9 protein-coding genes are annotated in these 12,034 nt (G+C 57.1%); 7 read left to right on the top strand and 2 right to left on the bottom strand.

Features of this window, described 5'->3' with window-relative positions; all coding sequences use genetic code 11:
* The first annotated feature begins 18 nt into the window (after positions 1 to 18).
* The gene (locus tag FQB27_RS16180; protein ID WP_169562119.1) at positions 19 to 1,269 is read left to right on the top strand and encodes an extracellular solute-binding protein; all 1,251 of its coding nucleotides are present in this window, start codon (positions 19 to 21) and stop codon (positions 1,267 to 1,269) included.
* A gap of 92 nt (positions 1,270 to 1,361) precedes the next feature.
* Here the strand turns inward: FQB27_RS16180 and FQB27_RS16175 are convergent, their stop codons facing one another.
* Entirely contained in the window at positions 1,362 to 2,588 is a 1,227-nt protein-coding gene (locus FQB27_RS16175) for an MFS transporter (RefSeq protein WP_169562118.1), read from the bottom strand.
* Positions 2,589 to 2,996: 408 nt separating this feature from the next.
* Here FQB27_RS16175 and dctP point away from each other — a divergent pair, with 408 nt between their 5' ends.
* The 3 genes from dctP (at position 2,997) to FQB27_RS16160 (ending at position 5,916) form a co-directional block, all read left to right on the top strand.
* Complete coding sequence (dctP, locus tag FQB27_RS16170) at positions 2,997 to 4,013, top strand: TRAP transporter substrate-binding protein DctP (RefSeq protein ID WP_169562117.1); 1,017 nt, start codon at positions 2,997 to 2,999, stop codon at positions 4,011 to 4,013.
* Between the two features lie 75 nt (positions 4,014 to 4,088).
* Positions 4,089 to 4,613 carry a TRAP transporter small permease subunit gene (locus FQB27_RS16165; RefSeq protein WP_169562116.1) on the top strand — a complete coding sequence of 175 codons (525 nt, stop codon included), beginning with the start codon at positions 4,089 to 4,091 and terminating at the stop codon, positions 4,611 to 4,613.
* Positions 4,606 to 5,916 (top strand): TRAP transporter large permease, encoded by a 1,311-nt coding sequence (locus FQB27_RS16160; RefSeq protein WP_169562115.1) that lies wholly within the window; start codon positions 4,606 to 4,608, stop codon positions 5,914 to 5,916. Before FQB27_RS16165 ends, FQB27_RS16160 begins: the two co-directional genes overlap by 8 nt.
* Positions 5,917 to 5,970: 54 nt before the next feature.
* On the opposite strand, the gene FQB27_RS16155 is transcribed toward FQB27_RS16160, so the two are convergent.
* Complete coding sequence (locus FQB27_RS16155; RefSeq protein WP_169562114.1) at positions 5,971 to 6,738, bottom strand: IclR family transcriptional regulator; 768 nt, start codon at positions 6,736 to 6,738, stop codon at positions 5,971 to 5,973.
* Between the two features lie 167 nt (positions 6,739 to 6,905).
* Between FQB27_RS16155 and FQB27_RS16150 the strand changes: the two genes are divergently transcribed.
* The 3 genes from FQB27_RS16150 to FQB27_RS16140 are packed head-to-tail and all read left to right on the top strand — an operon-like array spanning position 6,906 to position 12,030.
* Entirely contained in the window at positions 6,906 to 8,966 is a 2,061-nt protein-coding gene (locus tag FQB27_RS16150; protein ID WP_169562113.1) for a hydantoinase/oxoprolinase family protein, read from the top strand.
* Between the two features lie 39 nt (positions 8,967 to 9,005).
* Complete coding sequence (locus FQB27_RS16145; protein ID WP_206374756.1) at positions 9,006 to 10,667, top strand: hydantoinase B/oxoprolinase family protein; 1,662 nt, start codon at positions 9,006 to 9,008, stop codon at positions 10,665 to 10,667.
* Between the two features lie 22 nt (positions 10,668 to 10,689).
* Positions 10,690 to 12,030, top strand: coding sequence for an aspartate aminotransferase family protein (locus tag FQB27_RS16140; protein WP_169562112.1), 1,341 nt, complete (start codon positions 10,690 to 10,692; stop codon positions 12,028 to 12,030).
* Positions 12,031 to 12,034: the final 4 nt, after the last annotated feature.

Raw genomic sequence — 12,034 nt, 5'->3', positions numbered from 1 at the left:
TTTTTGGAGTTAACAAAGATGAAGTCGTTATTCTTTGCCGCTGCACTTGCCGTGGCGGCCACCAGTGCGAGTGCCCAGGAAACCGAAATCCGGGTTCATTATGCGATCCCGACCATCTGGGCCGATACCCAGGAGGCCCTTGCCGATGCGTTCATGGAAAAGAACCCGGATATCAAGGTACGGATTGACGGCCCGGCGGAAAATTATGCCGAGGGGGTCCAGCGGCTCTTGCGGGAATCCGTGGCGGGGACAACACCGGATGTGGCCTATGTGGGGCTGAACCGGTGGCGTATTCTTGAAAGCCGCGGGATGACCCAACCGCTTGATGGCTTCCTTGGCGACAAGGCAGAAGAACTGGGCTACACCCGGGCGCTGTTGTCTTTGGGCGAATATAAGGGCAAGCAGCATGCCCTCGGGACTTCTGCTTCGACATTGGTCATGTATGTCAACCCGGATCTGGTGAAACGGGCCGGCGGTTCCATGGAAAATTTCCCCAAGACGTTTGATGGTGTGATTGAACTGGCAGCCAAGATCAATGCGCTTGGGGACAATATCGACGGGATCTGGATCGATCGGCATGACTGGCGTTTCCAGTCCCTGCTGGGCGCCCATGGGGGACGTCCGCTGTCCGGGGATGAAAGCGACATCGCCTTCGATAGCGAGGCGGGTATTCGTGCCGCCGGTCTTTATCAGCGGTTTGTTACGGAAGGCGGTATGAAATCCTATGGTGACAACGAGGCCCGTCAGGCCATGCCCGCCGGAACCCTTGGCATCATGTTTGAAAGTTCCTCCCTGCAAAAGCGGTTTGAGCAGGGCGCAGGGGATGCTTTTGAGCTGACTGTGCTGCCGACACCGCTTGCGGCGACGGACAAGAACAGCGTGTATTTCCCGACCGGTGGTTCCGCCATTGTCCTGTTGACGGACGACAAGGCGCGGCAGGAAGCTGCGTGGAAATATATGTCCTTTGTGACCGGCCCGGAAGGTCAGAAAATCATTGTGGAAAATACCGGCTATGCCCCGGCGAACGCGCTGGTGATCGAAGATGACGCCTATCTGGGTGAGTTTTACAAGAACAACCGGAACGCCCGTGTGGCACACAGTCAGGTCGCCAATTATGCGGGCCCCTGGTATTCCTATCCCGGCCCTGAAGGGGTTGCGGTGACCGACCTGATCGCAGCGGCGATGGTGGATATTGCCGAAGGGGCGGACCCGGAAGCACGGGTCAGGGAACTGGCGGAAACCCTGCGGATCCAGCTTGGCATGAAATAAGTTCTTTCCCCGTTCAGGAAAGCGGGCGCCACGGCCGGAAAGTCGGTCGTGGCGCCTTTTTTATGGCGTCCTCAATGCGGGCAGATCAAGGGTCAGCTTTGGCGGACCCGGCCGACCGGACGATAGAGCGCGAAGGCAATTTGCGACAGCCCGGCAAACAGGCCCATGCCGATGCCGATCTGCAGGGCCAGATCGTAGGAGCCCAGCCTGTCAAACAGCCAGCCGCCGCCAAAGGCGCCAAGGAAGCTGCCGAACTGGTGACTGAAGAAGGCCACACCCTGCAACATGGCCTGCCAGCGCAGACCAAACATCTCGATCACCGACCCGGCAACAAGGGGCGAGACCCCCAGCCAGAGAAAACCCATGAGTGCGGCAAAGAGGAGGGTGCTTTCCGGGGTCGGCTGCAGGGTAAAATACCACGCCAGCACAAGCGAGCGGGCGCAATAGATCATGCCCAGCAGAACCTGCTTGGACCAGCGGCCACCGGCCCAGCCAAAGAACAGGCTTCCCAGAATGTTGAAGCCTCCGATCATCCCGATGGCTGTGGCCCCCAGCATGGGATCCATCCCGCAGATTTGCAGATAGGATGGCAGGTGGGTTGTCAGAAAGACAAGCTGCATGCCGCACACGAGATAGGCCATGCTCATGACCACGAAGGATGGATTTTTGATGGCTGTCTGAAGGGCGGCGCTGGCCGACAGCTTGTCCGTATTGTCCGAGGACAGTTCAAGTGGCGCTTCCTTGTCGACCCGGCCCGCCACCCAGGCGGCAGGGATGATCAGGAAGGCCAGAATGGCCAGCCCCAGCAGGGCAATGCGCCAGTCAAAGGCCGTTTCAAGGAATTGGCCGTAGGGGGCGGTGATCATGGCCCCGATGGAACCGGCGGCAGACACAACCCCAAGGGCGGTACTGCGGATCGAGACCGGCACCAACCGGGAGGTCACAGCCAATGTCATGGCGAAGGAGGCGCAGGCCATCCCCACACCAACGCAAATACCCGCCCCCAGCATGACCAGCAAGACACCATCCGCTGCTGCCAGACTGAGCATGCCGAGAAGATAGGCAAGGCCGCCGAACACCATGACCGGGCGATAGCCCCAACGGTCGGCAGCGATGCCGGCAAAAGGCTGGCACAGACCCCAGACCAGATTCTGCAGCGCAATGGCCGCCGTGAAATCGGTGATGGTGACCGCAATGTCACTGGTGATGGACGGCATGAACAGACCCAGACTTTGGCGCAGGCCAAAACTGATGGTCAACATGAGGGCGGCGGAAATCAGGATGGGTAAGACAGGCCGGATGGCCTTGTAGCTGGACATTGAGCTGATCCTATTCTTATTTTCGCGGGTATCATACGCAAGACTTGCTAATAGTAAACGGCATTGTGCCATGGTTCTGCTGTCTTTTTGATGCGGGCTGCGCGGGGGGCAGGGTAAGCGCTTGTCTGGTGGGGCCAGCCATTGGCCCCAAGAGATATAATCATATTTATGCAATGAGATGGCTGCCTCGCCGTGTTAAGAGGGGAGCGCAAAGGTCGTTGCGCTGTTTCCGGGGTAAGGATTTTGCGCCGAATTCCTGCGTACCGCTTGCTGTGCCGGGCTGTTCGCAATCTTCTTATGCACCCCTTGACAGTTTCTTGCTGATTGTGTCAGTATTTCGAAAATAGATACAAAGTTTTGAAAAACGAAACAAAATCAAAAACTGGCTCGGAGAAAAGCATGTTTGGAGTGAAAACATTTAAAAAGCTGGCGGTTGGTGTCGTTGGTTTGCTGGGTATGGCGTCCATGGCGCAGGCTGATGATGCCATTGTATGGCGTATTCAAAGCAACCTGAACGCAGGGGAGCCGGGTTATGTGGCCTTGCAGGAGAAGTTTGCAAACCTGTCCAAGGAGCTGTCTGGCGGTCGTATCTCGTTTGAGGTCTATCCGGTTGGCGCCCTGTTCCCGATCAAGGATGGTCTTGAGGCTGTCAGTGTCGGCCTGACGGAAATGGCCGTTCTCACAGGCGGCTATTACGCCGGCAAGATGGGGCCGATCGCCAATCTGGAAAGCGGCGTGCCGGGGTCCTTGCGGACACCGATCGAGCGTTACAACTTTTTCTATAACGAAGGCTTTCTGGAGCTGGCCCGCAAAGCCTATGAGGCTCATGGCGTTTTCTATCTGGGCCCGCAACTGTCCTCTTCCTGGGATATCATGTCCAAGAAGCCGATTACGTCCATGGCCGATTTTCAGGGTCTGAAAATCCGTTCCTTTGGTCTTGAGGCCAAATGGTACGAAAGCATGGGGGCCACACCGGTCTTCATGGGCGGCGGTGAAATCTACACGGCGCTGGCGACAGGCGTTCTGGATGCGGCCCGCTGGGCCAGTGCTTCCGGGAACCAGAACAACTCTTTCCATGAAGTGGCTAAATACTACGTTCAGCCTTCCCCGATGCCGGTTCCGAACAACTTTTTTGCGGTGAACCAGACAGCATGGAATGCCTTGCCGGAGGATATCAAGGCGATCCTGAACCAGGCGGTTGTGGCGTCATCTTTTGACTACATTGCCCGGGCGGATATGCTGGATTCGAAGGCGCTTCGCGAAATGCAGGAATCTGGTGTCCAGATTTCCGTCATTCCTGACGCCGAATGGGCACAGATGGAAGAAGAGGCCGCCAAGCTCTGGAAAGGCTATGCCGCCCAGGGTGGCCTTGCACAGAAAGGCGTGGAAATGCTTGAGAAGTTCCTCGCAAAACTCGGTCGCTGATTTTAATTCGTTACCGGCCCGCTTTCGCAAGGAGGCGGGCCGGTTGTGCTTTCTGATAACAAGATGTAGGGCTCGATGCTGGAGAGACTAAGTGGCTATATAGATCAGGGGCTGGCGGTGATTGGTAAAATCGTCGCCTTCCTGATCTTTGCGATGATCGGGGTCATCGTTTTTGAAATGATATCGCGTGGTTTGTTTGACATGCCTTCGTCATGGGCGCATGAACTGAGCGCATGGATGCTGACACTCTTTATCCTTCTTGGTGGTCCTTGGGCGCTGGCAAAGGGGCAGTTTGTCCGGGTGGATGTTTTCCACGCCGCCATGAGCCCCAAAATGAAAGCCCTGATTGATACGTTCGTCTCCACAATTCTGTTTGCCTGTTTCGCTGCGGTTCTTGTTTGGTTGGGCGGCAAGTTTGCCTATGGCTCCTTCCTGATCGGGGAGCGGTCTGCTACCGGGGGCTGGGGCGGACCGGTCTGGATTGCAAAAGCCGCCATTCCGGTTGGGGGTGCCCTTCTTTGTCTGGCATGGGTCTCGCATCTGATCCGTTTGTGGGCCGCCGTCAAGGCCGAGGCCGCGGGAGGGGAAGACAATGCCTGATCCGTTACTGGTAACGCCGCTGCTGTTTGGCAGCATGCTGTTCTTTTTGGCGTTGGGGGTCCCGATCGCCATTGCCCTTGGGGGCCTCAGTGCCGCCATGATCTATTTCTTCTGGAGCCCGATGGCCTTGAACATGATGCCCCTGCGGGCGTTCCAGAACACATCCAGTTTTGAATATATCGCCATTCCCCTGTTCATTTTCATGGCGACCATGTTGCAAAAGTCCCGAATTGCCGAAGACCTGTATGACACCATGCAGAAATTCTTTGGCGGGCTGCGCGGTGGGCTGGCCATCGGCACCATTATCATCTGTACGGTGTTTGCGGCCATGGCCGGTATCAGTGGGGCCGCGACGATCTCCATGGGGGTTCTCGCCATTCCGGCCATGTTGAGCCGCGGTTATGGCAAGGATATGGCTCTCGGGTCCGTGGCGGCAGGTGGGTCGCTGGGTATCCTGATTCCGCCAAGCGTGACCATGATCGTGTATGGGCTGGTGGCCAATACCTCAATCGGTAAGCTCTATGCGGGCGGTGTGTTGCCCGGATTGCTGATTGCGGTGTTGTTTAGCGTCTATTTGCTGCTGCGGGGTCAGCTTCAACCTTCCATCGCGGGCGGCGCCACCATGACCCGATACAGTCTTGGTGAAAAGCTGGTCAGCCTGAAAGGTCTGGTTCTGCCGCTGGGACTGGTTGCATCTGTACTTGGGTCCATTCTGCTGGGGGTGGCCAGTGTGTCCGAGGCGGCGGCCATCGGTGCCGGCGGTGCCATCGTTGCCGCAGCGGTTCGGCGTCAGCTCAACTGGCAGAGCATGCAGGAATCCGCGTTCGAGACCCTGTTGCTGAGCTGCATGATCTTCTGGATTATTATCGGGGCGTCTGCCCTGTCCACATTCTATACAGCCATGGGGGCCTCTCGTCTGATTGAGGGCATGGTTCTCGGGCTTGACCTGAACCCCTATGTCATCCTGATCGGAATGCAGGTCATCCTGTTGGCGCTGGGGATGGTTCTGGACACGGTCGGTATTATCCTGATTACGGCTCCGATTTTTGTGCCGATCATCATTCAGTTGGGATTTGATCCGGTGTGGTTCGGGATTCTGTATATCATCAATATGGAAATCGGCTTTCTGACGCCGCCTTTCGGGTACAACCTCTTTTACCTGCGAGGGGTCGCGCCGGATTCCGTCAGTATGATGGATATCTACAAGTCGGTGATCCCGTTCATCCTGCTGATGCTGCTGGCAGTGGCGATCTGTATCATCTTCCCGGAGATCATTCTGTATCTGCCAAACGCGATCTTTTAAAGAATGAAAGCGGGCCGGCCCGGGCGTTCCAAACGTCCCGCCGGCCCGTTTTTTTTATTGGTCGAGAGTGGTGAGCATTTCCGCGAAATGCTGTGCCGCCTTTTGCAGTTCCTCAATCCAGTAGGCTTCTGGATGTTTGGCCATCCGGCTGCTGGGTCCGGTCACGCCAACGGCATAAAGCACCCCCGCCTTTTCCAGATGGACAGGGCAGGCATAGGCAAGAATGGTGTCATCAATTTCACGGTCACAAACGGCATACCCCCGCTCGCGGACCTGTTCCCACTCCGCCTCGATGTCCGGCAGGGATGTTTTGGTGCGGGCTGTCAGTTGCTCAAACGGTTCCTTCATCAATCGCCGGACTGTGCGCTCGTCCTGAAAGGCGAGAATGGCTTTGGCGGAAGCCGCTGCATGGAACGGCAGTTCGGAGCCGGGAAGAACGTGAAGCCGGTGTCCCTGATCCGGGGCCGAACGGGCAACGGATCGGATCTGGTTGCGATCCAGCCTGACAATATAGCTGGTTTCCTGAATGCGGGCCGACAACTCGTCACAGGCGAGTTGGGCGTAGGAGGCCAGTGTATTGTCATCCAGTCCCAATTGCAGGATGCGCCACATGCGCCGCCCGATACGGAACGTCTTTTGCCGCTTGTCTTCAGCGGTTAGGGCCTCGGCTTCAACCAGACTTTTTGTCAGGCGGTGAACGGTCGGTTTGGGAAATCCGGTCAAGGTCGCGATATCTGTCAGGCTTAACCCGTCATGGGATGCCGCCACAATTTCCAAAACCGTCAGATACCGTTCCAGGGGGCCGTTCTTTTCCTCACTCACTTAGGTTCTTCTTTCATTTTATCTTTTGCCGAGAGCCGTTTTCTATCCTGCCATCATCGATGGTGCAAGGGAACAGTGATTTCGCCATTGACAATCCCCCGTCCAGATTAATAGTATCATTAATCAGAACAAAGTTTCATTTATCGAAATTAACGGATTTAGGGATTATGCAGAAGGACAACCAGTCAGGGACAATTAATGTTGGCGTGGATGTGGGGGGAACATTCACCGATTTTCTGATGGTCGATACGACCACGGGAGAGTTTCGGACAGCAAAGGTTCCCACGACTGTGGATGACCGCGCCCGTGGCTTTCTTGAGGGAATTGAGGAACTGAAGGTTGGGCCTGAGGAAATCGATTGGCTGGTGCACGGCACTACAGCCGGGACCAACGCCGTTCTGGAACGAAAAGGCGCTCGCTGTGCCCTGATCACGACCCGTGGTTTCCGTGATATTCTGGAGCTGGGCCGCCGGACACGTCCCTATGCCTATGGCCTGTCCGGGACGTTTGAGGCGCTGATTGAGCGGAATGATCGCTATGAGGTGACGGAACGTCTGGATGCAAAGGGCCGGGTTCTGATTGACCTGGACGAGGATGAGGTGCGCGAGACCGTCCGTCAGATCATGGAAACAGATGTTGAATCCGTGGTCATTCACCTGCTGCATTCCTACGTCAATCCGGAGCATGAAAAGCGCTGCGCTGAAATTGTTCGGGAACTCTGGCCGAACGGGAACGTCGTTGCCGGTAGCGAAATCGTTCGTGAAATGCGGGAATTTGAGCGGGGAACAACAGCGGCCATTCACGCGTCCATCCGGCCCATTGTGACCCGCTATATCGAGCGGGTGCAGGCCGCGCTTGAGGATGAGGGGTTCAAGAACGAGCTGCTGGTCATGCAGGCCAATGGGGGGATGATGTCTTCGTCTCTGGTAGGTGAACATGCGGCCCATACAGTGATGTCTGGTCCTGCGGCCGGGGTTCTGGCGGCAGCGGAAATTGCCAAGGCCTCCGGTTTTCCGAACGTTATTACCGGCGACATGGGGGGCACCAGCTATGACGTTGCCCTGATCGTGGATGGAGAGCCGGTTATCGCGGCGGAAAAGGACCTCGCCTATGGTGTCCCGATCCGAATTCCCATGATCGATATTCACACCATTGGTGCGGGGGGCGGTAGTATCGCCCATATCGACAAGGCAGGAATGTTGCGGGTCGGGCCGGAAAGTGCCGGGTCTTTCCCGGGGCCGATCGGATATGGCCGCGGCGGCGAGTTGCCGACCATTACGGACGCAAACTTCCTGCTGGGTCGGATCAACGCAGAATCTGTCACCGGTTCCGAGGGCAAGGCGCCGCTGGAGAAAATCGCAACCGCCATGGAAGAGCAACTGGGCAAGACGTTGAATATGTCCGCACAGGAAGTTGCCGCCGCGATTGTTGATGTGGCTGTGAATGAGCTTGCCGGTGCCATCCGCCTGATTTCGATTGAAAAAGGAAACGATCCGCGGGACTTCTCCCTGATGCCTTACGGCGGGGCGGGGCCCCTGCACGCGGTCGCGATCGCGCGGGAGCTGGGTATTCCGTCGGTTGTCGCGCCTCGCTTCCCCGGCCTTACCTCGGCGCTGGGATGTGTGCTTGCAGATGTGCGCCATGACTTTGTCCAGACCGTGAACAAGCCGTTCACCGATTTGTCAGGGGAAGAAGTGGATGCGGTTATGGCGGCTCAGGCGGAAGAGGGGCGGGACCTGCTGGTGCGGGAGAATGTCTCCACTGAGACCACCGAAGTTCGCCACGAGGTCGATCTTCTATACCGCGGACAGTCCCATGTTCTGAGAATTCCGGTCAAGAGCGGTAACTTTGATATCGAAGGGGTTCTGGCCGATTTGACGAAGGCCTATATCGACCGGTTTAACCTGTCCTTGCCGGAAATGGTGCCGGTTCTGGTCAATATTCGGACAACGGTGATCGGGGCGCGCAAACCTATTGATATGTCCCTGTTCAAGCCGGGAGCAGACACGACGCTGGAACAGGCGCAGGTGGGAACCCGCCAGGCCTATTTTGACGGCCAGTGGCACGAAACTGTCATCTATAACAGGGAAGCCTTGCCAGCAGGGGCGGAATTTGACGGCCCGGCCATCATTGAGCAATTCGACTCGACCTTCGTTATTGATCCCGGTGCCCGCGCCTGGGTCGATGAAATCGGCAATATCGTCGTTGACGTGCAGGCCACTGCCTAACGGTGCCAGAAACGTTCGAGAAGACTTGAGGAATTTCAAATGACAAATACTGATAAGGCAGGCGTTGAGAAAATGAGCATCGATCCGGTTACATTGACGGTTATTGAAAAAGGGTTGCAGCAGGTTTGCAGTGAAATGGATCTGGTGCATGAGAAAACCTCCTTCTCTCCGGTGATTTCCGAATCCTTTGACCGCTCCAACGGCATTTATGGCGTCGGGGACGGCCGGGTTATCTCGCAAGGGGCGTTGGGTCTGCCGATCTTTATCGGCGTGATGCAGGAAACAACCCGTTCCGTGATCGAGTATCGGGACGATCTGGAAGATGGCGATGTTATCCTTGTGAATGACCCCTATCTTGGCGGTACCCACCTGATGGACGTCAAGATGGTCAAGCCTTTCTACTACAAGGGAAAACTGTGGTGTTACCTGTCAAACACCGGTCACTGGCCGGACACGGGCGGCATGGTGCCCGGCGGCTTCAACAGTACGGCCACGGAAATTCATCAGGAAGGGTTGCGCATTCCGCCGGTCAAGCTGGTCCGCAAAGGCGCCATGGACGAAGACATGGTGCGGATCGTGCTGGCCAATATCCGGGTGGCGGATGAACGGATTGGGGATATCAAGGCCCAGATCGCCGCACTGGATGCCGGGGCCAAGCGCCTGACCGGCCTGATTGACCGGTATACGCAGGAAACGGTCGAAGCGGCCATTCTGGATTTGGAGCAGCGGTCCGAACAGATGATGCGTGCCCATATCGAAACCATCCCTGACGGGGTTTATACGGGCACGGCCCATATGGACAGCGATGGCGTGGTCAACGAGCCGCTGGAAATCAATGTCCGGATCACCGTTGAAGGGTCGGATATTGCCTTTGATTTCTCGGAATCCAGCCCGCCCTGCATGGGACCGCTCAACTCTGTCTGGGCAACGACGCTGTCTTCCGTTTATGTGGCGATCAAGCATATCTTCCCGGATGTGCCGGTGAATGCGGGCTGCTTCAAGCCGGTCAAGGTGGACAAGCCGAAGGGCACCTTCATTTATGCGGAATATCCGCGTCCGGTGGCCGGCTGTGCTGCGGAAGTCTCGCAGCGGATCATGGAATCGGTCTTTCTGGCGCTGGCCAATGCCATTCCTGAAAAACTGTTTGCGGCACCGGCAGGGACCAGCGGCAATATCAGCCTTGGTGGTTTCGACCCGGAAGAGGATCGCAGCTATATCATGTATTACTTCTCCGGCGGGGGATATGGCGGCTGGTGGAATGGCGACGGGATCACCAACGGGTGTTCCACCATTGGTATTTCGAAAAGCCAGCCGGTTGAAATTCTGGAACAGCGTTATCCGGTCATCTTTGATCACTACCGTATCCGCGAACATTCCGGGGGCGCCGGTAAATATCGCGGTGGCTTCGGTGTGGGCTACAAGGTTCGGATGCTGCGCGGTACCGGTACGGCCTCCTTCCTGATGGAACACGGAAAGTTCGGCCCTCCGGGCATTCTGGGCGGTGAAGAAGGCGCCAAGAACCAGATCCGTGTCTGCCGGAATGGCGAAGTGATCGAGCCGGAACATATCTCCAAAGGTGAAGGTTTCGCACTTGGCCCGGGAGACTGGGTGGAAGTGGAGACGCCGGGCGGCGGCGGGTATGGTATCGCGGACGAACGGGATGCCACCCTTGTTGAACGCGACAAGCGTCGCAGCTACTAAGCGCTAGGGCAGGAGACCGAAAATGACCTGTGTTCTTCATCGCAACGTTTCCGTAACCCCTCCCTCCATCGTTTCGGCGAAGGGGGTGTGGGTAACGGATCGAGACGGAAAAACCTATCTGGATGCTGTGTCCGGGGGGGCCGCTGTTTCCTGTATTGGTCATCAAGACCCCCGGGTGACCGACGCCATCCGGGAACAGTTGGACAAAGTCTCATACGTGCATTCCTCGTTCTTCACCACCAACCCGGCAGAAGAACTGGCAGAACAGCTGATCCGGCAGGCCCCCAAGGGGTTGTCTCGCGTGCTGTTCTGTTCAGGAGGATCAGAAGCGGTGGAAGCGGCCCTCAAACTCGTTCGCCAGACCTGGGTGGAACGGGGAGAGCCGCAAAGAACACGGATCATCTCCCGGCGGCAGAGTTACCATGGGGCAACCCTTGGGGCGCTGTCCGTCGGGGGTAACCTGGCACGGAGCGAGATTTACAAGCCCATGCTGTTTGAAGGGCACTGGATTGAGCCATGTTACTCTTACCGTTTGCAGCAAGACGGGGAAAGCCTTGAAGAATATGGCCTGAGGGCCGCGAACCTTCTGGAAGAGGCACTGTTGGAGCTGGGGCCTGAAACGGTCGGGGCCTTTATCATGGAACCGGTCGTCGGAGCGACGCTTGGCTGTGCGCCCGCCGCGCCGGGATATCTCAGGCGCATTCGCGAGATTTGTGATCAGTATGGTGTTTTGCTGGTTTTTGACGAAATCATGTGCGGAATGGGCCGGACCGGAACCCTGTATGCCTGTGAGGAGGACGGGGTCGTCCCTGATCTGTTGACAACGGCCAAGGGGCTGGGCGGTGGCTTCCAGCCGATCGGCGCAGTTCTGGTCGGGGATCGCATCCTGCAGGACCTCTATGCGGGGTCCGGTGCGCTGAAACATGGCTTTACCTATATGGCGCATCCGGTGGCGTGCGCCGGGGCGCTGGCCGTTCAAAAGGTCATTCACGAAGACCGGCTGCTGGAAAAGGTGCAAGCCCGAGGCGCACAATTCATACAGTCATTGCGAGAAGAGTTTGCAGAACATCCCCATGTAGGGGATATTCGGGGCAAGGGACTGTTTGTCGGTATTGAACTGGTCGCCGATCGCTCCGCAAAGACCCCGTTCGATCCGGGTCTGAACCTGAATGCAACCGTCAAGAGGCTCACGCTTGAGGAAGGTTTGATGACCTACCCGGGCGGCGGCACGATTGACGGTCGCCGTGGGGATCATGTGGTGTTTTCTCCGGCCTATACCGTTACGGAACCTGAAATAACGGAGATAGTGAGCCGGTTCTCGAAAGGCTTGAACCGGGCACTCGAAACAATCAACCAAATCTGAGGAA

This window comes from Sneathiella chinensis, from assembly GCF_012720115.1.
Taxonomy (GTDB): Bacteria; Pseudomonadota; Alphaproteobacteria; order Sneathiellales; family Sneathiellaceae; genus Sneathiella; species Sneathiella chinensis.
This window is presented reverse-complemented; position numbering and strand designations above follow the sequence as displayed.

Excerpts from the sequence above, each read along its gene's own strand:
- FQB27_RS16140 (WP_169562112.1), top strand. The coding sequence starts at position 10,690 with ATGACCTGTGTTCTTCATCGCAACGTTTCCGTAACCCCTCCCTCCATC.
- FQB27_RS16180 (WP_169562119.1), top strand. The coding sequence starts at position 19 with ATGAAGTCGTTATTCTTTGCCGCTGCACTTGCCGTGGCGGCCACCAGT.
- FQB27_RS16150 (WP_169562113.1), top strand. The coding sequence starts at position 6,906 with ATGCAGAAGGACAACCAGTCAGGGACAATTAATGTTGGCGTGGATGTG.
- FQB27_RS16145 (WP_206374756.1), top strand. The coding sequence starts at position 9,006 with ATGACAAATACTGATAAGGCAGGCGTTGAGAAAATGAGCATCGATCCG.
- FQB27_RS16165 (WP_169562116.1), top strand. The coding sequence starts at position 4,089 with ATGCTGGAGAGACTAAGTGGCTATATAGATCAGGGGCTGGCGGTGATT.
- FQB27_RS16160 (WP_169562115.1), top strand. The coding sequence starts at position 4,606 with ATGCCTGATCCGTTACTGGTAACGCCGCTGCTGTTTGGCAGCATGCTG.
- FQB27_RS16175 (WP_169562118.1), bottom strand. The coding sequence starts at position 2,588 with ATGTCCAGCTACAAGGCCATCCGGCCTGTCTTACCCATCCTGATTTCC.